This window comes from Methanomethylovorans sp., assembly GCF_050177135.1.
Lineage (GTDB): Archaea > Halobacteriota > Methanosarcinia > Methanosarcinales > Methanosarcinaceae > Methanomethylovorans.
The window spans coordinates 1-21,444 of sequence record NZ_JBFXHJ010000022.1; the positions used below are offsets into that span (position 1 = coordinate 1).

24 protein-coding genes and 1 pseudogene are annotated in these 21,444 nt (G+C 45.1%); 7 read left to right on the top strand and 18 right to left on the bottom strand.

Annotated elements, in window-relative coordinates:
- Nucleotides 1–158: 158 nt before the first annotated feature.
- The 6 genes from AB7U21_RS03240 to AB7U21_RS03265 are packed head-to-tail and all read right to left on the bottom strand — an operon-like array spanning nucleotide 159 to nucleotide 6,704.
- Entirely contained in the window at nucleotides 159–914 is a 756-nt protein-coding gene (locus AB7U21_RS03240) for a MinD/ParA family ATP-binding protein (protein WP_428386977.1), read from the bottom strand.
- A gap of 35 nt (nucleotides 915–949) precedes the next feature.
- Nucleotides 950–1,342, bottom strand: a complete 393-nt coding sequence (locus tag AB7U21_RS03245) for a transcriptional regulator (protein WP_428386979.1) — start codon at nucleotides 1,340–1,342, stop codon at nucleotides 950–952.
- 42 nt (nucleotides 1,343–1,384) lie between these two features.
- Nucleotides 1,385–3,025 carry a tRNA uridine(34) 5-carboxymethylaminomethyl modification radical SAM/GNAT enzyme Elp3 gene (locus AB7U21_RS03250; protein WP_333786731.1) on the bottom strand — a complete coding sequence of 547 codons (1,641 nt, stop codon included), beginning with the start codon at nucleotides 3,023–3,025 and terminating at the stop codon, nucleotides 1,385–1,387.
- Between the two features lie 15 nt (nucleotides 3,026–3,040).
- Entirely contained in the window at nucleotides 3,041–4,084 is a 1,044-nt protein-coding gene (locus tag AB7U21_RS03255; protein ID WP_333786781.1) for an AAA family ATPase, read from the bottom strand.
- The gene (locus AB7U21_RS03260; protein WP_333786732.1) at nucleotides 4,084–5,796 is read right to left on the bottom strand and encodes a preprotein translocase subunit SecD; all 1,713 of its coding nucleotides are present in this window, start codon (nucleotides 5,794–5,796) and stop codon (nucleotides 4,084–4,086) included. Before AB7U21_RS03260 ends, AB7U21_RS03255 begins: the two co-directional genes overlap by 1 nt.
- A complete protein-coding gene (locus AB7U21_RS03265) occupies nucleotides 5,793–6,704 on the bottom strand; it encodes a protein translocase subunit SecF (protein WP_333786782.1) in 912 nt (303 codons plus the stop codon). Before AB7U21_RS03265 ends, AB7U21_RS03260 begins: the two co-directional genes overlap by 4 nt.
- 104 nt (nucleotides 6,705–6,808) lie before the next feature.
- Between AB7U21_RS03265 and AB7U21_RS03270 the strand changes: the two genes are divergently transcribed.
- A complete protein-coding gene (locus tag AB7U21_RS03270) occupies nucleotides 6,809–7,270 on the top strand; it encodes a cytidine/deoxycytidylate deaminase family protein (RefSeq protein ID WP_333786733.1) in 462 nt (153 codons plus the stop codon).
- Here the strand turns inward: AB7U21_RS03270 and AB7U21_RS03275 are convergent.
- The 3 genes from AB7U21_RS03275 to AB7U21_RS03285 all read right to left on the bottom strand — a co-directional run bounded on the left by AB7U21_RS03275 (nucleotide 7,253) and on the right by AB7U21_RS03285 (nucleotide 9,993).
- Entirely contained in the window at nucleotides 7,253–8,017 is a 765-nt protein-coding gene (locus AB7U21_RS03275) for a coenzyme F420-0:L-glutamate ligase (RefSeq protein ID WP_333786734.1), read from the bottom strand. The genes AB7U21_RS03270 and AB7U21_RS03275 overlap by 18 nt on opposite strands.
- A 199-nt stretch (nucleotides 8,018–8,216) precedes the next feature.
- Nucleotides 8,217–8,678 (bottom strand): Hsp20/alpha crystallin family protein, encoded by a 462-nt coding sequence (locus tag AB7U21_RS03280; protein WP_333786735.1) that lies wholly within the window; start codon nucleotides 8,676–8,678, stop codon nucleotides 8,217–8,219.
- A 115-nt stretch (nucleotides 8,679–8,793) separates the two neighbouring features.
- A complete protein-coding gene (locus AB7U21_RS03285; RefSeq protein WP_333786736.1) occupies nucleotides 8,794–9,993 on the bottom strand; it encodes a cofactor-independent phosphoglycerate mutase in 1,200 nt (399 codons plus the stop codon).
- Nucleotides 9,994–10,186: 193 nt separating this feature from the next.
- Between AB7U21_RS03285 and AB7U21_RS03290 the strand changes: the two genes are divergently transcribed.
- From AB7U21_RS03290 to AB7U21_RS03305, 4 genes are all read left to right on the top strand, one after another.
- Entirely contained in the window at nucleotides 10,187–11,071 is an 885-nt protein-coding gene (locus tag AB7U21_RS03290) for an S-layer protein domain-containing protein (RefSeq protein ID WP_428386983.1), read from the top strand.
- Between the two features lie 100 nt (nucleotides 11,072–11,171).
- A complete protein-coding gene (locus tag AB7U21_RS03295) occupies nucleotides 11,172–12,566 on the top strand; it encodes an aspartate kinase (RefSeq protein WP_333786738.1) in 1,395 nt (464 codons plus the stop codon).
- Between the two features lie 13 nt (nucleotides 12,567–12,579).
- Nucleotides 12,580–13,581, top strand: coding sequence for a phosphoribosylformylglycinamidine cyclo-ligase (gene purM, locus AB7U21_RS03300; RefSeq protein ID WP_428386986.1), 1,002 nt, complete (start codon nucleotides 12,580–12,582; stop codon nucleotides 13,579–13,581).
- 12 nt (nucleotides 13,582–13,593) lie between these two features.
- A complete protein-coding gene (locus AB7U21_RS03305; protein ID WP_333786740.1) occupies nucleotides 13,594–13,881 on the top strand; it encodes a DUF1894 domain-containing protein in 288 nt (95 codons plus the stop codon).
- Between the two features lie 2 nt (nucleotides 13,882–13,883).
- Here AB7U21_RS03305 and AB7U21_RS03310 read toward each other — a convergent pair whose 3' ends face one another.
- The gene (locus tag AB7U21_RS03310; protein ID WP_333786741.1) at nucleotides 13,884–14,450 is read right to left on the bottom strand and encodes a hypothetical protein; all 567 of its coding nucleotides are present in this window, start codon (nucleotides 14,448–14,450) and stop codon (nucleotides 13,884–13,886) included.
- A gap of 92 nt (nucleotides 14,451–14,542) precedes the next feature.
- On the opposite strand from AB7U21_RS03310, the gene AB7U21_RS03315 reads away from it, so the two are divergent.
- Nucleotides 14,543–15,697, top strand: coding sequence for a hypothetical protein (locus AB7U21_RS03315; protein ID WP_428386989.1), 1,155 nt, complete (start codon nucleotides 14,543–14,545; stop codon nucleotides 15,695–15,697).
- 49 nt (nucleotides 15,698–15,746) lie between these two features.
- On the opposite strand, the gene mtrH is transcribed toward AB7U21_RS03315, so the two are convergent.
- Genes mtrH through mtrE form a run of 8 tightly spaced genes read right to left on the bottom strand, consistent with a single transcriptional unit; the run spans nucleotide 15,747 to nucleotide 20,711 of the window.
- Nucleotides 15,747–16,703 carry a tetrahydromethanopterin S-methyltransferase subunit H gene (gene mtrH / locus AB7U21_RS03320; RefSeq protein WP_333786743.1) on the bottom strand — a complete coding sequence of 319 codons (957 nt, stop codon included), beginning with the start codon at nucleotides 16,701–16,703 and terminating at the stop codon, nucleotides 15,747–15,749.
- A gap of 12 nt (nucleotides 16,704–16,715) precedes the next feature.
- Nucleotides 16,716–16,946, bottom strand: a complete 231-nt coding sequence (gene mtrG / locus AB7U21_RS03325) for a tetrahydromethanopterin S-methyltransferase subunit MtrG (RefSeq protein WP_292351744.1) — start codon at nucleotides 16,944–16,946, stop codon at nucleotides 16,716–16,718.
- Entirely contained in the window at nucleotides 16,946–17,179 is a 234-nt protein-coding gene (locus AB7U21_RS03330; protein ID WP_333786744.1) for a tetrahydromethanopterin S-methyltransferase subunit F, read from the bottom strand. Before AB7U21_RS03330 ends, mtrG begins: the two co-directional genes overlap by 1 nt.
- A 1-nt stretch (nucleotide 17,180) precedes the next feature.
- A complete protein-coding gene (mtrA, locus tag AB7U21_RS03335; RefSeq protein WP_333786745.1) occupies nucleotides 17,181–17,906 on the bottom strand; it encodes a tetrahydromethanopterin S-methyltransferase subunit A in 726 nt (241 codons plus the stop codon).
- Between the two features lies 1 nt (nucleotide 17,907).
- Entirely contained in the window at nucleotides 17,908–18,231 is a 324-nt protein-coding gene (locus AB7U21_RS03340) for a tetrahydromethanopterin S-methyltransferase subunit B (RefSeq protein ID WP_333786746.1), read from the bottom strand.
- Nucleotides 18,228–19,055 carry a tetrahydromethanopterin S-methyltransferase subunit MtrC gene (gene mtrC, locus AB7U21_RS03345; RefSeq protein ID WP_333786747.1) on the bottom strand — a complete coding sequence of 276 codons (828 nt, stop codon included), beginning with the start codon at nucleotides 19,053–19,055 and terminating at the stop codon, nucleotides 18,228–18,230. Before mtrC ends, AB7U21_RS03340 begins: the two co-directional genes overlap by 4 nt.
- Nucleotide 19,056: 1 nt before the next feature.
- Complete coding sequence (mtrD, locus tag AB7U21_RS03350) at nucleotides 19,057–19,800, bottom strand: tetrahydromethanopterin S-methyltransferase subunit D (RefSeq protein ID WP_428386994.1); 744 nt, start codon at nucleotides 19,798–19,800, stop codon at nucleotides 19,057–19,059.
- Between the two features lie 5 nt (nucleotides 19,801–19,805).
- Nucleotides 19,806–20,711 carry a tetrahydromethanopterin S-methyltransferase subunit E gene (gene mtrE, locus AB7U21_RS03355; RefSeq protein ID WP_333786749.1) on the bottom strand — a complete coding sequence of 302 codons (906 nt, stop codon included), beginning with the start codon at nucleotides 20,709–20,711 and terminating at the stop codon, nucleotides 19,806–19,808.
- Nucleotides 20,712–21,101: 390 nt separating this feature from the next.
- Here mtrE and AB7U21_RS03360 point away from each other — a divergent pair.
- Nucleotides 21,102–21,444 (top strand): annotated as a pseudogene (locus AB7U21_RS03360) (sugar phosphate isomerase/epimerase family protein); the annotation flags it as partial.

Here is a 21,444-nt window from a genome sequence, read left to right on the forward strand (position 1 = left end):
GTTTTCTCCCAAGTGTAATACACATATACACAATATTCACTTTTTACATTTAAAATACGTTTGAGAACAGGGCCCAGGAAATAAAAGAAGGAGCGATTGAAGAATATATACAGATAGAAGTAAAGAATATCCTGCATAAGCAAGAAAAAATATAGATCCTATTTTAGTATGTGCTCTTCTATAGTCTGGCATATTTTTTTTACTGAAGCTGTAAATATGTGGTCGGGATACGTTAAACTGATTATACAGGTGTCATTTTTATGGGGAATGTCGCACATACAGGGTATTGATGCAATGACAGGTATCCCAAAAATTTGCTCTTTTTTGGCCAGCTCAAGAGGTAACTTGTGACTCATGTTCTCCACCAGATAACATTTCTTTTCAAGTGTCATATAAACGCCTTTCACAAGTTGCTCGGTGCACACATAACTTATCTTGTCAGGTTTCATGACAGACAATACGAGATCTGCTACAGCAATAGCATTCACAGATTCGAACTCTATGCCCGGTCCTGTGTCTAAGATCAATACATCGATACCTTTCTCAAATAGAGATCTTTTTGCAGCCAGAAGCAATTTCAGTGCATTTGCCTGCCACTTTCGGTCAACATTGGAAACTTTTCTAACCGCTGTAATATCGGGATTGGAACAACCTATTACAAAATGGCCCTTCGTACCCAATTGGGGACCGATCTCATTCATTATACTATCGATGTTGCAGTTACCATCAAGATATTCATTAAGCCACCATTTTGGATATTTATTAAAGAAAGTGCACAGACACGGTGCCTTTAGGTCCATATCCAGAAGACAAACATTATAACCTTCACAAGCTAATAAAGCTGCAAGGTTCGTCGATATACATGTCTTTCCTGTTCCTCCTTTAGCCGAATGTACAGCTACAGTTATCCCCACATCATCACCCATCTTAAAAAAGCCTATGTTATTCGTCAGTCAGCTTTCTTATCCTCACTGATGCAAAAATATACCTTTCTGCCTGTGCGGTATTTTTTCACATGCCTCATCCTTACAAGCTGATTAAGGTAGCCACTTTCGACAGCTCTTTCCTTATGTGTGACCTTTGATATATCTTCAGCAGTAGCCGCTCCTCTCTCAAATAATACCGTTGCAGTGGTCCTCAAATGTTCCGGCAGGGAAAGCAATGTCATTACATCCAGACCACCCGGGTGATCTGCTTTTTGATCGTCTGTTGAATGTGTTTTGGTTACAGATATGCCTCTGGGAACCATCCGGTCTATTTTCTGATCTAAACTTATCAGTATTTCAAGGATCTGCCCCAGAATCTCTTTTTCCGACATGTTCTCTATCTGATCACTTCTCATTATTGTCCATGACCCATTAGCATGCATTGGTAAAAAATGTATCTAAAACCACTTAGACATATAGACGCCATCCAAAAGATAGCCCCGTCTGCGATAATATTCCCTTGCCCCAATACCACTTATAACCGATATTTTCTCAAAGCCCGCATCCTTTGTCACTTCTTCTGCACAGTTCAGCAATTCTGCTCCGTATCCTCTATGTTGCCAATCACAGTTTTTTGCATTTTCACCTACTGGGACCATGGATCCATATACATGCAATTCCCTTACCAGAGCTGAATTCTGCAGCTCAAGCCTGTGAGGGTTATGAGGGAACCTTAATCTCAGAAAACCTATCAGGATGTCCGATCGTACATCTTCGAAAGATATAAAATGTTCCACGCCACCGCAGCAATCGTATTTTTCTACTGTGAGTGTAATGTTCTCAGGATCAGGCATGATCCCTTTAAGAATATTGTGACCTACCTCCCGGCAGCGGATACACCGGCATGAACCACCATGTTCTTCCAGCATGCTTTTAGCAAGCTGTCTGATATTACTTTTGCGGGTACCTGCAAGTATCTGATGAGCAGGAATATCTCTCTGTATCCTCTGCAATCTTACCCACTTCGGCAGAAATGCCTTTATACGGGAGAGCAATTCAACAGCATTTTCATCTGTAAGAGCTTCATATTCCCCATTCTGCCACATCCTCTGAAGTTCCGTTCCCTCTGTGACAAGTGTCGGATATATTTTCAGGTAATCTGGCCTGAACCTGCTATCTTTGAACAGTCTTTTGAAATTACGTATATCCCCGTCAATGTCCATGCCCGGAAGATGTGGCATCATATGAAAACCCACTTTAAGGGCACTGTCTCTCAGGACCCTGTTAGCTTCAATCGTATCGGCAACAGTATGCCCGCGGTTGATCCTGGAAAGTACGAAATCATAAGTGCTTTGAACTCCTATCTCAACTTTGGTGGCACCTAATTTTAACAATATGTCTATATGTTCTTCTTTAGCCCAATCCGGCCGTGTTTCAAATGTCATACCCACATTGCGGACCCTTGAGGTTTCATTTGCCTTCTGCACCTCCTCAAGAGTGATGTAAGGGCACTCCTTACCAATAACATGGACATGTTCCCGCCATTCCGCATCAAAAAAGTCATTCATGGCTTCAAGACACTTTTTTACGTACCATTCCTGATAGTCCAAAGTGCGAGCTGAATATGTCCCACCCATTATGATCAATTCAGCTTTACCTATGTCATGTCCGATCTGTTTTAATTGTTCAAGGCGGGCAGTGGTTATCCTGTAGGGATCGTACTCACACTGGATAGCACGCATTGTCGAGGGCTCCTGTCCCATATAGCTTTGAGGCGAAGAAAAAGAAGAAGCAGGACCTCCGGGACAGGGGACACATGTTCCATGTGGGCATGGAGCAGGCGAAGTCATCGCTGCTATTACTGCGACACCTGAGATGGTGCGTACAGGCTTTTTCCGAAGGAACTCTCTTACTAAAAGCTGCTCTTCTTCGTTCCCGGAGATGATAATATCTGCATTTGTAGGCAGAGAAGAGAGTTTGTGATGTTTGCTTACCAGTTTCTTTGCCTGGACCAGCTGGTCAGGGTCCCGTATTTCCCCGCTGAGTACTTTTTCCAGAAGTTCGCGGCAGGCCAGAGTGAATTCACTGTTCTCATCCATAATTACTATTCTGTATCAGTTGCAGAAATCTGCCACCAGAGCTTCAAGTTGTATTCTGTCATTAGCAGCCTGCATCATTTTAAAGTTAGCATCGGCTATCTTAATGGTCCACCTTGCGATCCTGTGTTCAGGTTCTCCAGACCCCACCACGGTCCTGTGAAGACGTTCGAGTATCTCATAGCCAGTAAAACCATTATCTATCAACATCCGGTCTATGATCTTCCTGGCCTCCATTATATTGCCGACCGTGGCGGCCTCGAAGAGCAATCTTATTTCACCTACTTCTTCCCTGACAGCAGCATCATATATAGCCTGAGTTCCTATTGGTTCACCATGGGAGAGAATAACTGCTACCTGTAATGTATCAAGTGAAATTGCCACGTTGCCTCGTGAGTGATACAACAATGCCTGTATACCATCCTCGGTGACAGGAAAGCCTTCTGTTTCAGATATATGCTTTATGAAATTGCCCAGTTTTTCATCTGATACATGCCTGAAAAAAAGCTGTAAGCCCCTTGAACGCAGAGGCGCTATCAATCTTGAAGGCTGAGTGGTTGAAAGAATGAACCTGCATGTTGCCGTGTATTTTTCCATCATGCGTCTTAATGCATGCTGTGCATTCACATCAAGAGTTTCGGAGCTATCTATGAATATGACCTTATAGTCCGAATCTATTGGTGCCATACTTGCATATTCATTGATTATTTCCTTGAAGATGGATATCACACTTTTCTGGATCTTCCTGGGGTCATCGGTACCCAGTATACGTGTGAATCTCTTGTCCCGTACCAGATAACTTTTACCTTTGTCAAAGAAATCAGATGCATTGAAGTAGGTGAAATTCCTTTCAAAACCTTCCCCATACAGTTCGTGTGCCAGAGCAAAGGCAGCCGTGGCTTTTCCGGAATTTGCCGGTCCATACAATAACAAGTGTGGAACATTACGGGATAATGCAAGTCTGTGAAGCGTATTCACAGACTCTTCATTACCTATGATCTCCTCAAGCCTTGAAGGTCTATATTTCACGGTCCAGAGGTCTTTTGTACTTGCTTGCGTTATCAGGCCTGACCCTCACTTTTACCTTTCAATACTTCGTTTATCAGCTTCCCGTAGACTGGTCTTGCTATTACCACACCTATGAACACACCTATTATAGTGGTAATGGCAAACCCTTTCAGGGACCCGAATCCCATCAATACCAAAGGACCCATGGCAATAACAGTAGTTGCTGCTGCAGCCAGTATTATGCTAAATGCCTTTGTTATCCTGGAAAGGTAGACCTTTGTGGGAGGTAATTTTCCTTCGTACAACACTTCGTCAGTGATGATAACAAGGTGATCAATGCCTGTACCGATAGCAGCGATAATACCTGCAATGCTTGGCAGATCAAGTTGCCAGCCTATCGCAGAGGCGACACCCAATATCATTATTATTTCACTTAAAGAAGTGCCTACCATAGGTATTAGTATTTCCTTTTGGTGATATTTCCTGTACACCACTAAGGCCACTGCCATCAGGGCTATCAACCCTGCGAGCACAGATTCTTTCTTAAATTGCGTTCCCAATGCGGCGTCTACATGACCTGCACCCATGATCTCCACATTGACTGGAAGAGCTCCGGCTCTCAAATGTATCTGAAGCTGCTGTGCCTGTGCCTTCCCCTCATCTCCGGTGCCTGTGGAAGATTGCCAGGAATAGATCGGACCTATTCCCAATTGCTGAGCGGCAGAGTAGCTCAGAGGCGCACTGTACACTTCATTACCGTCGAGTAACATTACCAGATTGTGCTCCATTGGGCTGGTGGTAGCTCCTGCCTCGATAGCTGCTTTTTGCAGGGCCAGTGCTCCCGCTTCGTTGAGAGTGAAGGGCGTAGACCACATCCCATCCTCCTCATTATAACCAACGATCCCTACACTTTCTATGTCTTCACCATATATCACATGCTTTGTTTCGTTGCCTATGGTCTGGATGCGTATCTCGAACTTGCCGGGTTTTTCTGCGATCTCCCTTGCAGTTGCCAGGTCAATTCCCGCAAAGTCGATGAGGATGTACTCATCACCTACTGTCTTTACAGGTATGTCCTTAAGTCCAAGAGAATTCATCTTTTCACTAAGGATGGTTTTAGTAAGATCGCGGGTTTCTGTTCTCACTCCGTCTTTGTATCGCGAACTGCCATCAGCATTTTTCAGAATGGAACCGCCCACAGCATTCATAAGAGCTTCGATCTGCTGCTCTGTGACAGCAGTCCTTATCTCATATTCTACTCCATCCGTCATGATCATCGGAACGATCTCAGCCTTCAACGAGTTGGTGAGGTAGGCTTCTATAAGTGTTTCTTTAGATGTGGTTAGTTTTACCTGTGTAAGATCGTTTTGTTTACTGATGGTGTATTCACCTAGTCCCAAAAGATCCATCTGAGCATTTGTAATGGTGCCCGGAGTCGTGAAAGTGATACTCTGGGTTTGGGTTTGTCCCTGGCCATTGACAGCGGCTGTTGTACCTGTGATCTCGATCGTGTTACTTACTACCGGTTCTACGAGTTTTTTCAGAAGCATGTCTGTGTTCGCATCGACCTGCACCATTGCCCCCTGAAGCTTAACCTGTAACCATGAACCACCCTCCAGGTCCAGTCCATATTTGAGGTTCGTCGTAAATCCATCTGCAGAGTTATATCCGGGGTGAATGAAAGCTATCGATCCCAGAAGAGCAATTATGAAGATTATTACTCTTAGATCCTTGAATATACTCTTAGGTTCTTCATCTTCTCTCATGCTCTTCTCCTCCTTGCTATTTTTGTTCCTTCTTTTTGAACGTACCAGCGCAGAACGGAAACGTTCGTCAGCCAGGTATTCATAATATCAGCCAAGAGTCCGAATATGAGTACAATAGAGATATCCGAAAGCAGATTGATCTGGGAAAAGGAAGGTATGATCAAATAAGAATATGTGGTCAAGAAATACATCACTATCAAGGCTGCAAGAGTAGTGGTGGTCATTGTTATACCAGTACCCATAGCATTTGTTATGTTTTCTTCGACTTCTCCTCTTCTTTTAAGCACCCTGGTAGTGAGCAATATATCACTATCCACCGAATAACCTATAAGCATAAGCAGAGCCGCTACAGTACCCAGAGATAGCTCGATACTTGCTACATTCATAAAAGCCGCAGCGATAATGATATCACAAAAAGCAGATACCACAACAGCAACTGAAGGTATAAAGGTCCTGAAGATTATGAATACTACCAGTGCCATACCAACGAATGAGAATATCACTGCTTTAATTGCCTGTTTCTGCAGATCTTTTCCATAGACAGGACCTATCTGCCGGATCTCCACATTTTCATAAGTATTTGTAACATCTTCAGTGAGACTAAGTTGTTCTTCACCGGACATGGGACCAAATTGCATGACCGTCCTTGAACCTGTTTGTCGTACATCTGTTAGAGGATAAGTGGAATATTTTTCTTTAAGCGAATCTGCTGGCGTTTCGGTGGTCAGGGAAACCATCGTACCGCCTTTGAATTCCATGCCCAGTTTAACCGGTGCTCCTGTCGTGGCTAAGGTGAAGGCAATGATTAATACGGCTATAAGGAAAGTAGCAACAGGCAAGATCAGCAATTGCCTGTCGTTGTGCTTCCTTACGAACGAATCCAGTTTTTCCGTAAGAGATAGACTCATCTTCTGATGCTCCAAGAGTGTAAGGATGATGGAAATTGATATTTATATTTCGTTTCCAACATACACTACAACTTATATATACTACTTGCTATTTTTATAACTCGATGAAAGAGAGGCCCGGATTAGATGAATATTTCCTTGAGATCGCTACCGTAGTGGCGAAAAGATCAACATGCCTGAGAAATCAGGTCGGTGCCGTGATCGTCAAAGATAAAAGAATACTTTCAACGGGATATAATGGTGCTCCCAGGAACATGGCGCATTGTCTTGACATTGGCTGTATCAGACAACAGAACAACATAGAATCAGGCACGCGCCATGAGAAATGCAGGGCAGTGCATGCAGAACAGAATGCTATCATCCAGGCAGCACTGTACGGTGTGAGCATAGATTCGGCAACCCTGTACTGCACACATCAGCCATGCATCCTGTGTGCCAAGATGATCATCAACTCAAATATCAAAAGAGTTGTGTTCCTGCAATCCTATCCTGACAAGGATTCAATTGAGTTCTTTGCTGAGGCCGGGGTGGAATTGGTGAATATGCCCCTATCCTCTGTCCCTTAGATATCTGAGACTTTTTTTGATAAGATCTTCTTCATCCGTCCTGTACATTTCATTTACGGAAGTACTTTCGTTGGACCTTAATTTCAGGCCACGTATGATCACCACAGGACATCCGCCGTTACCTTCGCCCATAAGCAGGTTCGAAGCCCCTGCGATCTCATCAGCGACTGCTTCTTCTGTGATCTTAAGTTCTTTCCCGAACAGATCTTTTTGTCCCCTCCAGTCTTTAAGAGGATGGATGCGATAGACGCCTACGGCAACTCCTGTTTGTCCCCGCTTGAACGCTCTGCCGTTTGTATCGGTAATTATCACACTGATCTGCGTACCTGTGTAACTTTCGATCCCCTTCCCAATACATTCAGCGCTTGCATCCGGATCCGCCGGAAGCTCCAGAAGCATTTCACCTTCAACATTGGATTCATCGATACCTGCATTGATGCATATATGGCCGTTCTTCATTTCCACAAGCAATACTGGTGAAGGGATCAGGCATTCCCTGCTCCTTTCCAGAACCGCCTGTATAAATGTTGGAGTGAACCGTATATGTTTGGAGAATTCTACAGCCTCCGCGCCAGGAATGATGCCTTCCAGGGAAAAAGTCCTTCCTTCAGCTTTCCCAACAATAGTGGAAGCTATAATTATAACATCCCCGTCAAGGACATCCGCTCTTTCACAAATGATCTGTGCAAGATCATCCCCTTTTTTGATCAAAGGGATATTTTCCACTGCAAAAGCCTCGAATCTCAAAATTACACCTGATGCTAACAGGTCATTAGGCATAAATAAGCCTATCTACATATAAACAGATGCGGCGATGATGATAGTTACCCCGACTGAGCAAAATATGACGAGGTTATTTCCCTGATGCCGTAATTCTAAAACTAACCATAAAAAGAGACACAGGACGTCCATTGTGTATGGACGTACCCTGGAACTTATCCACAACTCATTCGATAAGTATCTTCTGCTTTTCCTCTATCTCTGCCTTAGGTATGTTTATGGTCAGAACGCCATCCTCAAGTTTGGCTTTCGCTCCTTCTGCCACAGCATTCGCAGGCAGGCTGAAGGTCCGGGCAAACCGTGAAAAAGCACGTTCACGCATCACATATCCTTCCTTCTCTTCTTCCTTTTCGCGATGCGTGTTTGCATTGATGTAGAGCATATTGTTCTTAATATCGATCTCTACATCTTTCTTGTCTACTCCGGGCATGTCCGCCTTTACAACTATTTCTTTATCCTTATCCTGCACGTCCATCATGGGTGAAAGCGTGTCTAAGGTCTTCATTTCGCCTGAAGGCGACAGTTCACTGAATAGCTGGCTCAGCCGTTCCTGCATCCTGCTTATCTCTTCAAAGGGGTCCCATTTAGACATACCGGAAGGTGTCCATCTTGTAAGACCTTGTCTCATATGATCCACTCCTTTGAGTATTGGGGTTTCGCCATTCCCTGCATAACCCCAATAAAATGTATTGTCAAACAGCTATATAAATATGACTTTTAGTGAAAAAAGTTATACTGTAATGTCAGGTATGCCTTTGGAGCATGATCTTTACCAGATCTGCAGCATACACAGTTCCATAGGACCCTGCCCTTACATCAACTTCATTGAATGCTGTGGCGTTGTCGGGGTTTTTCTCATTCGTTGAGTAGATAGCAAAAGGTATAGGATCGGAGGTATGTGTCCTCAAGTGCACTGGGGTCGGATGGTCAGGCATTACCAGGATGGTCACATCTTCGGTCATAGCATTTGCACCATGTAATATGGTACCAACTACCTGCTCATCAAAATCCTCAATGGCCTGGATCTTGGCCTTTGTATCTCCCATGTGTCCTGCCTCATCAGGCGCTTCCACATGCACGACAACGAAATCGTGATCCTTCAGAGCTTGCAGTGCATACTCGGCCTTTCCCTTGTAATTGGTATCCAGATAACCTGTTGCTCCGGGCACATCGATGACATCGAAACCTGCGTATGTCCCTATTCCCTTCACAAGATCCACTGCAGAGATGATAGCTCCGGTCTTACCATACAGATCTTTGAACAGAGGAAATGCAGGCGCACCTCCCTGTCCCCATAACCAGATGGAATTACCCGGCTTCTTACCTGCTGCTATCCTTTTAAGGTTAACAGGATGCTTCTCAAGGATAGGCATTGAAGCGTCTATCAATTCACCCAATATTTTACTGTCCTTGCCTTTTGGCATGTGATCTTCCTTTTTTTCACCTATCACGTCATGAGGTGGAATGCACGTGGTTTCAGCACCAAAGTTATTTTTTGTTACCATCAGGTGTCTGTAGCTGATCCCCGGATAGAAGCTGATCCCGTCCTTACCTAACTCTGCATCTACGGCTTGTATGAGTTCCCTGGCCTCGTCACTGGAAATGTGTCCGGAACTGTAGTCAGCGATCATTCCTTCCTCTATGGTTATCAGGTTACATCTGAAGGCGACATCATCAGCATCCAGTTCAATACCCATGCTTGCGGCTTCAAGAGGAGCCCTGCCAGAGTAATACTTTTTCGGATCATATCCTACAATGGACATGTTCGCAACATCACTTCCCGGATGCATACCTTCCGGAACGGTCTGTGCCAGTCCTGCTTTTCCATAGGCAGCAATATAGTCCATGTTGGGCGTTCTTGCCTTCTGGAGTACAGTACTTCCTCCCAGTTCAGCAATGGGTTCATCCGCCATACCGTCTCCGATCAGTATTACATATTTCATGATACACACCCGGGATCTCAAAACCGACAGACTAATCAACTAATAGAAGAAACAAGCATGCAATCGCATGTAGCGTCCTTTAACTTCTAAGATAGTGGTTCCTATGGGATATATACGTTTTGTGTTCATCTGTGCAATGATAATACTGTCTCTGTTCTCCTTTCCGGTGTATTGCTCGACCGAGGAGAAAGCTATGATCTATTACTCTGAGGAAACTCTGACAGCAGGTGATACTGTACACCTGGAACAGGGTTATTCTTTCAAGCTTATAGATGCCAGTGAAGACTCGGGGGATATATTGGTACAAGTCTACTACAAAGATGAAGAGATAGAGATCGGTGATTCTTTCGGAGACGAAGATGATCCATTCGAGTACATGATCACCATAGAAGAACGGGATGGGGACGAAGAAGAGGAAACAGATTATGTTGTTATCAGGATCAGGCCAGTAGATTTTGATGATAAGGATGATGGGATCCATGTTGAAGTGGAGATCGAACAGTTCCTTGATCCTGAGCAGGAAGATGATGATTTCCTTTTGCTGGATACTTCAAAGTCTGTAAAAGTGGGAGAAAGTCTTTCTCTGGAAGAAGGTTACACTCTGGACGCAAGTGACATGGAAGATGACTCAGTAGTTCTTGAACTGAGCAGGAATGGTAAATCCCTGAAGAAAGAAGAGCTTGAGATCGACGATATATTCAGTTACTCCAAAAGTGTGGATGACAATGTAAGGACCATATTCATAGCAAGGGTGAGTAAATTTTTTGAATCTTCTGCCAGTTCCACTGTGATCCTCAAAGATGTTACCCAGAGACCCGACATGGAAGAAGATCATACTGAAGAGGTCTCAGAGAACGAAAGTAATAAGACTGAACCTTTGATGTCGGTCCCTGATGATACTAACTATATTATGGAGAATAAGAGTAACAATACCACGGCAGATGCACAGAATGCCTCGCTCTCAGACACAGATGGACAGAACAGCAGCAAAACCAGTGGTGTGAACACGGATCATTTCATGCCCATACTATTCTTGGTCATCATAGCGATAGGAATTGTGATCTTTAAATTGAGCTAAGGGTAAAATACAGCGATCTTACTGGAATGGGTTCATAATCTTTATATCGCACCATCTTCTTTATAGTGCAATCCATAACCGCAGAAAATGTGATATGAATATGAGAATCGTAATGAAATTTGGTGGTACTTCGGTAGCAAATGGGGAAAAGATCCGCCATGTTGCTACACTCCTGAAAGGCTTCCATGAAAAAGGTGACGAGATTATTGCAGTTACATCGGCACTTGGTGGCATTACAGATGGTCTTTTGAGCACAGCAAAAGATGTTTCAAAGAACGGCAAAGTTTCTCAGGTCAAGGAGTTCATAGCGGACATCACCAAAAAGCATTATGATGCCATACATGCTGCAATTGAAGACGAAGATATTATCTCCGAAACCATAGAGGTAATAGATCTGCGGTTAGATGAACTGGAAAAGGCATTGATAGGCATATGTTATCTGGGAGAGCTCACACCGCGTTCAATTGATTATATTTCTTCTTACGGGGAAAGGTTAGCTGCACCTATAGTTAGTGGTTCTGTCAGGTCTTTAGGAATTGATTCCAAATGGTTTACCGGTGGAGAGGCCGGTATTATCACTGATAGCAATTATGGGAACGCACGCCCCCTTGAAAAAAGCTATGAGCTTATCAAGGAAAGATTGTCTCCTTTACTGAACTGTTCAATAGTAACCGTTGTCACTGGTTTCATTGCAGAGAACGAAACAGGTATCATCACCACTCTTGGCAGGAGCGGATCTGATTTCTCAGCTTCGATCATCGGAGCAGCTGTTAAAGCTGACGAGATCTGGTTATGGAAAGAAGTGCACGGGATAATGACCTCCGATCCAAAAATAGTGCCTGAGGCAAAGCCACTGGCTCAGGTATCTTACATCGAAGCTATGGAACTATCGTATTTCGGTGCCAAGGTACTTCACCCCAGAACAATAGAACCGGCTATAAAACACAAAATACCAGTCAGAGTGAAAAATACCTTTGAGCCTTCATTTGAAGGCACTCTTATAGTGGCTGATCAGGTACCAAGTCAGGACGTGGTAAAAGCGGTGACCCTGATCAAGAAAGTTGCCCTTATAAACATTTGTGGCGCTGGCATGATGGGTACTATCGGTACAGCTGCCCGGGTTTTCACAAGTCTCGCTAATGCAGGAGTGAACATTATTATGATAAGCCAGGGTTCTTCTGAGGCAAATATGTCCCTGGTGATCGATGAGGACCAGCTGGAATCAGCTGTCAATGCAGTACGCTCCGAATTCAATAGAAATGTCGTGGGGGACGTTGTCTTTGACAGCGACATCTGCGTGGTCGCTGTTGTAGGCGCAGGTATGGATGGCACTCCCGGCGTCTCAGGCAGGGTATTCAGTACGCTGGGAAGAGAAAAAATAAATGTGATAATGATCAGCCAAGGCTCATCACAGCACAATATCTCCTTTGTTGTGAGCTCAAGGGACGCTATTAACGCAGTTAGGGTGTTGCATCGCGAATTCTATAATCAATGACAGGGGTAGTCCAATGAATGAAAAGCATCTCACATATGCAGGATCAGGCGTGGATATCAAACAGGAAGAGAATACTATCAAAGCTCTTATCAGTAAAATGACCTATGTTCGTACAGGCCTGGGTGCTCCACTGACAAATATCGGTCATTATGCAGGTCTGCTTGATTTTGGAGAATATGCCCTTGCAATGACAACGGATGGAGTTGGTTCTAAAGTCCTCATCGCAAACGCAATAAAAAAATGGGATACAGTGGGAATAGACTGTATTGCGATGAATGTCAATGATATACTGGCTATTGGTGCAGAGCCCATAGCTTTTGTAGATTACCTTGCACTTGAATCCCATGACGGGTCATTCGCAGCTCAGATAGGAGAAGGATTAAGGAAAGGCGCTGAATTATCCCGTATGTCCATCGTAGGCGGTGAGACAGCTACTCTCCCGGACATAGTAAAGGGTTTTGACCTTGCAGGCACCTGTCTTGGTGCCGTGAAAAAAGAGAAGGTCATCACCGGTGAAAAGGTGCAGGTTGGTGACGTTATTGTAGGTATACCCAGCAGTGGAGTACATAGTAATGGTTATTCCCTGGTGCGCAAGATAGTCGAAGGGTCCGGATATTCTTATGATGATCCTTTCCCTTACAACGATTCCAGGACCATTGGTGAAGAGCTCCTGATCCCCACCAGGATATATATGGAAGTACTTGATGTGATTAAGCAATGTGACGTTCATGGCCTGGCCCATATCACCGGAAGCGGCCTCTTAAAGCTTCAACGGATCACTAACCTCGGGTTTGACATTTCCGATCCCATTGAACCCAACGATATTTTTAAGTTCTTGCAGAGAGAAGGTAATGTGGACGAACTTGAAATGTACAGGACGTTCAACATGGGAATGGGTTTCGTGATCATATTGTCACAAAAAGATGCTGCAAAAGCAGTTGAGCTCACGGGTGGTAAAATAGTAGGCAGCATAATCGGGTCCGGTATAAGGGTGAAGGGACTTACAATAGTTTGAAGTGTGGTAAACATGTCCAGATCATCATGTACAAAAGATATACCTTATGAGATATTAACTAGCGGAGTTACCCTTGCGCAGAGTGAAAAATACATAAAGGATAACTCTGACAGGGTATTCCATGTACCCGGAGGATATAACATAAAGGGCATGAAACTTATTGGTTCAGATAAGATCCCTGTAGGAGTAAAGGGCAAGGATCTGATATTCCAGTTCATAAAGCCCTGTTTTGGATTATTCGTACTTAAAATAGCAGATGCACAGGAAGAGATCGACAAGCTGCAAAAAGAGTTCTCATAATATCAGATCTTACAGCTTGAAGATATTTCCACTATGTGTTGCAGAAAATCTTTTGATGGGAACTCGTGGATGGAACAGGCTATGACCTTGCCCTTACCTGCGTTTTTTACGACCATTATTGGGCGGTAGCTTGAATCCCTCAGGACTACCTTTGCATCTGTATCCATAAAGTAACCGTCGTATTCCACCTCAGTGGTATGGCTGTCGATGGCACAGATCTCTTCATACCCTTCCATCCTCTGCACAGTTCCAGACCCCTGTTCCTGTATATATTTCAATTCAATGGGCAGCCAGTCATAATCATATTCCGGCACCATTGGTCCGAATATGAGCACTGTTCCTCCATTTTTGAGGAATTTTTCGATCTTGCTCTTGTTCCTCACAACACCCTTGAGAGTTGAAGTATATGCAGGATTGGCAAAACCTGTGGGAAGAACAAGGCATCTGCAGGGGGGCAGGAAAGGAGTACCAAGGGATTCAGCTGGTACCCTCTGGCATTTAATTCCATACTCTATGAACAATTTTTCAAACAACAGGGGTGTTTCCCATAAAAGCATCACATCTGTCATGGAGACAGCATTATTACATTCTGATATTAATCTTTCTAAGTAACTGGTTACATTTAAATAGCAGCAGATGAAACATTCTTGTAAGGAAGATATTGGAGAATATCTCCTTGCATGTGAACGGGTGGGGAGTGGGTCCACCCTGTTTTCATTTGGCTGGGGTTCAGAGATATGTAACATCAAAAGACCACGATGGAGTGTACGGAATGACCGGTTACAGACAGGTCCAGTGCATCGACCATGCAGGGTTTGGTATCGAAGCATTTCGAATGGTCATACCCGATGACTGGACATGTTATGGTGGGATCACGTGGGTAAATGACATGCATATGCCTGCATATATTAACTTTGCAGTGGTCAGCCCCAATGGTCTAATGGCATTTGAAGGGTTTCCCATCCTGAAGTTCACGTGGTCGAGCAACCCTATGGCAGTGATGAACCAGCAATTCTGGCAGAGCCAGAGTACAAAGGTTGCTGCACCCATGCAACCGGATGAAGCGCTCCTTAAATACATAATAGCTCCTTTCAGGCAAAAGATGCAGCCTTACAGGATAGTTCTCAGAGGTCCGGTACATCCTGATGATCCGATGGTTGCAGATGCTTCGGCTCCTTGCATGCCAGCAACCAACGTGAGGTTTGGAAAAGTACGGATAACCTATGAAATTGCAGAAAATCCTATTGAAGAGGAATTCTATGCCGGAGTCTTATACGAACAGGTTCCGGTGATAGCCGGAGATTTCATCTTCTGGCAGATGCAGACAGGCTCTATTCGTGCCCTTGAGGGACATCTTGACGAGAATCTGCCCCTTTTCAGAACGATGAAGGCTTCTCTTCGGCCAAATGAGGTATGGGTCCGGCAGTTAACGGACCTTATAACCGGATCGTATCAGCAGCAGACTGCAAATATTCGGCAGATAGGTGTTTTTTCAAGACAATACAGCCAGATGCAGGATCAGTTAAGAGAGCAGAGAATGCGTAGCTGGGAAGAGTCGAACAGGCGATTTGAGGCTGACAGGGCGGCATATAATGCACAGACCGATCGGGAAAGCCCATCTGAAAGGTTCAGCCGTGAAGCCATCCTTGGTCTTGAAAGACGCTGGGATCCTTATGAAGAAAAGGAGATCGATGTTGAGCGTGGACATGTGGATGTCTGGACGAACGCCCTGGGTGACAGGATACTCTCTGACAGTTACAATTACAACCCAAATGAACATCTTATGGGCAACTGGAAGAGAATGGAACCACTTTGAGTAGGTGTTCGAAGAATTAAGTCAAAAAAAAGGATGAAAACTGGTATGATCATACCAGTTTGAATATGGGGTGGTTGGGGTCCTTGACCTCAAGACCGAGTTCCTTTGCGGTTTCTGCGAGCATGATATCTACCATGGCTGTTGCAGGGAACACTTTGTCAGTGTTCTCAATAGGACCGAAAAGCTGGAAGTTTGATCCAAGTACCTGTGGCACAAGGTTTGTACCTATATCTGCTGGCATGTAGATCGCCTGCTTCTCTTCCTTTGTTTCGAACTTCTTCTTGTAGTTCTTCATCCAGTCCCATGCAGATGCCATGTTGTGGTATCCACCGCCCACAGGCAGTCCGAGGTGTCCCTTGATCGCTACGACAGCTCTCATGGATGCACCGGAACCTGCTCCCAGTGGCGTTGCTGCCACATCGATCAATGGCTTTGTGATACCGCATTCCTTTGCTATCTCAAGCATTCCCTTCGTCTGGCCTGTACCGCCTGTCTCAAGGATCTCAAGCTTTCCCTTGACACTTGGATCGGTTGCATTGAATGCAAGGACAATAGAACAGTTGATGTCACTTTCCCTTACTGCTTCGATCTCGTCCGGGTGGATACTTGCATTGATGGAGTTGTAGATCGCCCTGTCGGCTACACCTATCTCTGTAACGTATTTTGCAGCTGCTGCACGAACATCGCCCGCTGAGGAGTCGATGAGGAAGGGAGTCTTATCATCGAGCTCAACGAACCAGTCGATGTACTTCCTGATCGCTTCAGGGGTTTCTCCCACGATCTGGTTGACGTAGGGGTTACCTGTGGTTGCACCCATCTCCTGGATGTTGTGCCACAGTTTCTCTGCAGCCGCCTTGTCAAATATGCCTTTATCTTCATCGGACACGATCTTGTGCCTTGCATAGAACATCGTACCTACAAGTACTGTTGGGTATTCTCCTGGCTGGCCACCGAACTTGACGTTGCCTACCTCGTATACCTCTTGCTTTTTATCAAATCTGAACATTTGTACACCTCTTTATCCAAATAACCACGGTTTTATTGACAGGTAAACAAGGAATATTAGTATTCCAGCAACGGCTCCATACAGTATTCCAATGTCCCTTCCAACTTTCTTTCCTATCCTCTGTGCAACTTCACTGTGGACGAACTCTATTTTCTCGTCTATCTTGTTAAGCCTCGCCAGCACTTCAGCAAAATCCGCAGGATCTGTGACAACGCTTGGTATTCTATCGCTTCTGTCGGTCATTAGTAAATCACCTGCCAGATGATCAATGGAAGAACTACTGTCATAAGGATGGCAAATATAAAGCCAGCGGCAAAACCAACTATCCCTGCTGCGCTCACTCCGGAATCAAGCTTCTGGTTCCTTGCAATGAGCTGTGCACGGGCCCTTATGTCTGCTACAACGTTATCTATAGGTCCCATCTGAGGTGTGATCACCATAGGAACCCCTTTATCGTATTCTAACTGTTCAGCCATTTTAGTTACCTCCCAGCAGCAGACCAAGTAATGTCAGCGTAATACCCATACCGATCATTATACCTTCGACCTTACCGGCATGTACACCTGCATGGAACTTGTTGAGGTTACCGATACTCATCATATCTTTGTTGATACTGAGTATACGGCTTCTTACAGTAGCCAGCTCTGCAGCCATTGGCTTCAGGCCGCCTGCCTCTTCCTTCTCTTCGCCGCCTGCTTCTCCGATCTGAAGGAGCATGGGCTCAGCATCATAGGCTCCCGGGTCCTTTGCAGCGTATTCTTTGATCTTCGCTACTATTGCATTGACATCTTCTGTTCCTATGAAGTTTATAGCTTCGACCTGTTTCTGGAACCTTTCTATCGCTTCTGCTGTCAGGTTCTCTATGTAAGGAATAGCACCTATTGCTCCAACGATCCTGTTATCTTTGACACCGTTCTGGTGCATCTTCAGCATCGCATCTCCGGTAACGTGTCCTTTGACCTCGGAACCGGTTACAATGAGATATCTTATGTTGGGGTTGGAGATTATGTGTACAACTACCTTCTCAATACCCAGGTTCTCCGTCTTACAGGGACCAGTGATACAGGCTCCTGCAGCAAGCATTGGGTCGCCCGGCAGGTGTGAACCCAGGGTGATGACCGCAACACAGTTCTTTACATCTCCGACTTCATATTCACCTTTAAGTACAGGCCACTGTGGTGCCGGTTCTCTTTTATCTGCCATCTCACATCACTCCCATAGTTCTTAGCACATACATTACTATCAGCAGCAGACCTGCCACTCCAAGACCTACGACTATTCCATAGAACGAATTTCCGTATATGCCAGCAATGTAGGATGTATTCTCACGGCCGTGGAATGCGTTCATAAGTGGTCTGTCAGGTGCAAGGGAGTTCACCAGATCATCTGCTATCATGTCAAGCTCATCAAGCTTTGCCAGTATAGGGTCCATTGAATACTGGATAATGTCAGGGCGTTCCTCTGCCAGTAAAGAGGTCAATGGATCAAGCACCAAGTGCGCTTCAGGTGCAACATGTACCATGCTCATTCTAACTCCTCCTCAGATGGCAACAGTCCTGTTCCAACTACTTTGAAGGCATCTCTCTTTACCCGTGCATAGAATCCTGTGAATCCATAATACCATAGGAATATGCCTATAAGGACGGTAACCATACCAACAGATGCATTCTGTACGGACAATGCCACTATGCCTGCTATGATCATTGCAATAGCACCCTTCTCCAATGCATTGTAAAGAGTACGGTCCTGCTTTTCATCCGGGCCGAGATTTGCGTTGAACGGGTGCAGAAGAGCCATACCGCCTGCAATGAAGATCACTGCGATGTAGCCTGTGGTAATGACATCTTCAAGTACTACGTCGAACAGGAATGTGCCTGTCATTGCAACAGAAAGGCCAATGATCAGTATCGTCCCCGATGCGGCTATCTCTGTCATGGACTGCTCCATCACGGGAATGTTCATTTTCAGGACCTTGTTAGCAAATATACCTATCAAGAAACCAATTATTGCTGCCACTACAACAGCTATCACTGGGCCTGCTATCGCAAGGTCAAAGCCTTCAGCTACTGCAAGTCCGAACATGGCTGCAACGACACCCATACCCAGTGCCAGCATTCCTATGGAAGGTACACCGGTACCAAGACCATAGCTTGCCACTCTTCTTACTGCCGCAGCACCCCATATAGTAGCGCATATAGCACCCAGAGCGCCCATGAAGGAGAATACGCCTCCGGCTATATTGGCCAGGAAAAATGCTGCATATATTCCTACAAGGCCTCCGATTATACCAAAAGCTATTAGCTGATTCTGTGGGATAGCTGCATGAGCTTCCCCGCTTCCTCCGGCTGACATCTTACATACCTCCTAAGGTGACAACTGCCAGGATAGCACAAAGGAAGGTAACCACAAGTGAGGTGATCGCAGCCCTTGGCCATCTCTTGAACTTCGGGTCATGGAAACCTTCGATGGTTCCGCCAATGTTGTATGATGGGATAACTGCGTTCATGAAGAATATGCCCACTGCGAAAATACTGGCAAGTCCTACCAGTTCATGGCCAGTCGTGCTCATGATATCCTTAACTGTCAATCCCGCAGCAACTTCCCCGATCTTCAGCAGTGCATAATAAACAAGACCTCCGCCCAGTCCACCGAGCCCTGCTCCGATAACACCGCTTACGAAAGAAACGGTTGGGATCGCATGGCCTTCAGTACCCTGGGATATGTAAAGGTCCTGCCTGTCCTTGGTTATGGGGTCGTATTTTACCTTTGCTGATGCAGCGGGGCAGCCTACACCATAGAAGTAGACCCATTGACCTACCAGCATAGTGACTGATATCATGATCATACCACCCACACCACCTGAGGCCAGCACCAGTCCAATATTGTCAGTAACGCCCATCATCGCGCCTGCTGTTACCAGGCCGGTAAGACCTGCTCCTGCAGCCAGTTGCACAGTACCTGTTCCGATACCAGTTGCCTGGGCCATTGCTGCTGGTGCACCGCCCACAGGCACAAAGTGCACGCTAACAGATACAAGGACTCCACCGAGGGTGATAAGCAACACATACATTATGTTCTCTGCAATTAATCCTGCTATGTCGATCATGCTGCTTCCTCTTTATCTTCTTTGTACGGACCGAATGCTTTCCTTGCCTGGACTTCGATCTTCCTGTTATATATGATCATAATAAGCACCATGAGCACTCCTGCGAGAACAGATTCCCATCCGGCTGCAGGACCTTTTGTAGGATCGAAAACAGTAGTGATCCATCCACTAAGGAAGACGGTCATACCAAAGGCGATACCTGTCACAGGTCCGCCGAACTTGGCACAGAACCAGGAGTTGTCCATGCTGCTCCTAAGTCCGGACTCTGCCTTCCTTACGATCTTACCGGAGTTTGCGGTGTTTAGGCCGGAACCGAATTCCACATCCTGGAACTCACGTTCTGCGCCATAGTGCACATCACCTGTGGATGAGCCGATAGCACCAACGGTGATACCCCATATGAACGCCAGTAGCGGAAGCGGGAAAGGATGAGCAAAAACAGTTACCATTATATAAGATACTACAAGAATAGTGAATGTTGTTATGAACGAATATCCCATTATCGGGGGAGTGTGCGACCGAAGCACATCAAGATAGACCATCTGTTTGAATCGTTTCTGACTTGAACATCTGCCCATGTATGAAGTTGTTGCGTATGTTCCGTGTACCATGGCTGCGACCAGTGATCCGATGGTCAGTGCAAGCACTACGGAAACATTGAAGTTCAACATAACATAAGCTACAGTTCCACCAATGGTACACATGAGCGCGTTCGATGGTGGTTCTCCAGAAATGGCTTTGTTATAGATCCTGTGTGGATACGACATCTGGGGGGCAAGTTGCACTTGTGAGTTCGGGTTACTCTGGGATCCGATATCTGATTCCAGGTCTTCCGATGCACCTGCTATTGTGGCAGCAGCACCCATAAGTGCTAACGCGCCCATACCTATGAGCGGGTCCATATATTTTCCTCCTACATATTTGTCTTCTGATTGTGAATTAATTCTATTATATGGATAATATTAGTCCATCATAATCAAGTGGCATTAATGATGGTAGTATATTACCATTCGCTGAAATTGAATATACTGTGTCGTTATAAACCTTTCGAAGAAAAACTCGCATTGCATAGGCACATTTACATATTTTCTTTTTTATAATTTCAGCTATAATAGGAATATCAAATCCTACAGTAGAGTTTAAATAATACAATGCTAATCTCCTTAGCCCCAGTATTTTAAAAAAAATTGAAATTCCATAGTTTTGTTCTTATGTTCCTCCAAGGACAAAACTGCTCTACAACTTGACAGCGACCACAAATCTCTTATTATGAAGACATCTCCTGATATTATATGATAATCGGAGCATCTTCCTTTGCAGGTTCCCTCTCTGAGCTGTCACATGAAGTGAGATCCGTGGAACTATACATCCCTAAGCTGCATGTGTATAACGGCCGAAGGCTGGACCGTGGTGTACTGACAACAATTCTCGATGAGCTCTCAACTTTGGATCTCATGACCTCCATACACGCTCCTTACTCCGCTGAATCCCCTACATATCCAAAAGACCTGCGTGTAGACACTTCCGATATGGATACAGAGGATTTCAGGCTCATGAGTGAATCGATCGAGCTTGCAGCCAGCCTGGGCTCAAGAGCTGTTGTCCTGCACCCCGGCAGGATCCATGATGGCCGTG

Excerpts from the sequence above, each read along its gene's own strand:
- AB7U21_RS03270 (WP_333786733.1), top strand. The coding sequence starts at position 6,809 with ATGAAAGAGAGGCCCGGATTAGATGAATATTTCCTTGAGATCGCTACC.
- AB7U21_RS03250 (WP_333786731.1), bottom strand. The coding sequence starts at position 3,025 with ATGGATGAGAACAGTGAATTCACTCTGGCCTGCCGCGAACTTCTGGAA.
- AB7U21_RS03260 (WP_333786732.1), bottom strand. The coding sequence starts at position 5,796 with ATGAGAGAAGATGAAGAACCTAAGAGTATATTCAAGGATCTAAGAGTA.
- AB7U21_RS03245 (WP_428386979.1), bottom strand. The coding sequence starts at position 1,342 with ATGAGAAGTGATCAGATAGAGAACATGTCGGAAAAAGAGATTCTGGGG.
- purM (WP_428386986.1), top strand. The coding sequence starts at position 12,580 with ATGAATGAAAAGCATCTCACATATGCAGGATCAGGCGTGGATATCAAA.
- AB7U21_RS03330 (WP_333786744.1), bottom strand. The coding sequence starts at position 17,179 with ATGGCTGAACAGTTAGAATACGATAAAGGGGTTCCTATGGTGATCACA.
- mtrG (WP_292351744.1), bottom strand. The coding sequence starts at position 16,946 with ATGACCGACAGAAGCGATAGAATACCAAGCGTTGTCACAGATCCTGCG.
- AB7U21_RS03340 (WP_333786746.1), bottom strand. The coding sequence starts at position 18,231 with ATGAGCATGGTACATGTTGCACCTGAAGCGCACTTGGTGCTTGATCCA.
- AB7U21_RS03295 (WP_333786738.1), top strand. The coding sequence starts at position 11,172 with ATGAGAATCGTAATGAAATTTGGTGGTACTTCGGTAGCAAATGGGGAA.
- AB7U21_RS03265 (WP_333786782.1), bottom strand. The coding sequence starts at position 6,704 with ATGAGTCTATCTCTTACGGAAAAACTGGATTCGTTCGTAAGGAAGCAC.
- mtrH (WP_333786743.1), bottom strand. The coding sequence starts at position 16,703 with ATGTTCAGATTTGATAAAAAGCAAGAGGTATACGAGGTAGGCAACGTC.
- AB7U21_RS03285 (WP_333786736.1), bottom strand. The coding sequence starts at position 9,993 with ATGAAATATGTAATACTGATCGGAGACGGTATGGCGGATGAACCCATT.
- AB7U21_RS03310 (WP_333786741.1), bottom strand. The coding sequence starts at position 14,450 with ATGACAGATGTGATGCTTTTATGGGAAACACCCCTGTTGTTTGAAAAA.
- mtrE (WP_333786749.1), bottom strand. The coding sequence starts at position 20,711 with ATGGACCCGCTCATAGGTATGGGCGCGTTAGCACTTATGGGTGCTGCT.
- AB7U21_RS03305 (WP_333786740.1), top strand. The coding sequence starts at position 13,594 with ATGTCCAGATCATCATGTACAAAAGATATACCTTATGAGATATTAACT.
- AB7U21_RS03290 (WP_428386983.1), top strand. The coding sequence starts at position 10,187 with ATGATCTATTACTCTGAGGAAACTCTGACAGCAGGTGATACTGTACAC.
- mtrA (WP_333786745.1), bottom strand. The coding sequence starts at position 17,906 with ATGGCAGATAAAAGAGAACCGGCACCACAGTGGCCTGTACTTAAAGGT.
- mtrC (WP_333786747.1), bottom strand. The coding sequence starts at position 19,055 with ATGTCAGCCGGAGGAAGCGGGGAAGCTCATGCAGCTATCCCACAGAAT.
- AB7U21_RS03280 (WP_333786735.1), bottom strand. The coding sequence starts at position 8,678 with ATGAGACAAGGTCTTACAAGATGGACACCTTCCGGTATGTCTAAATGG.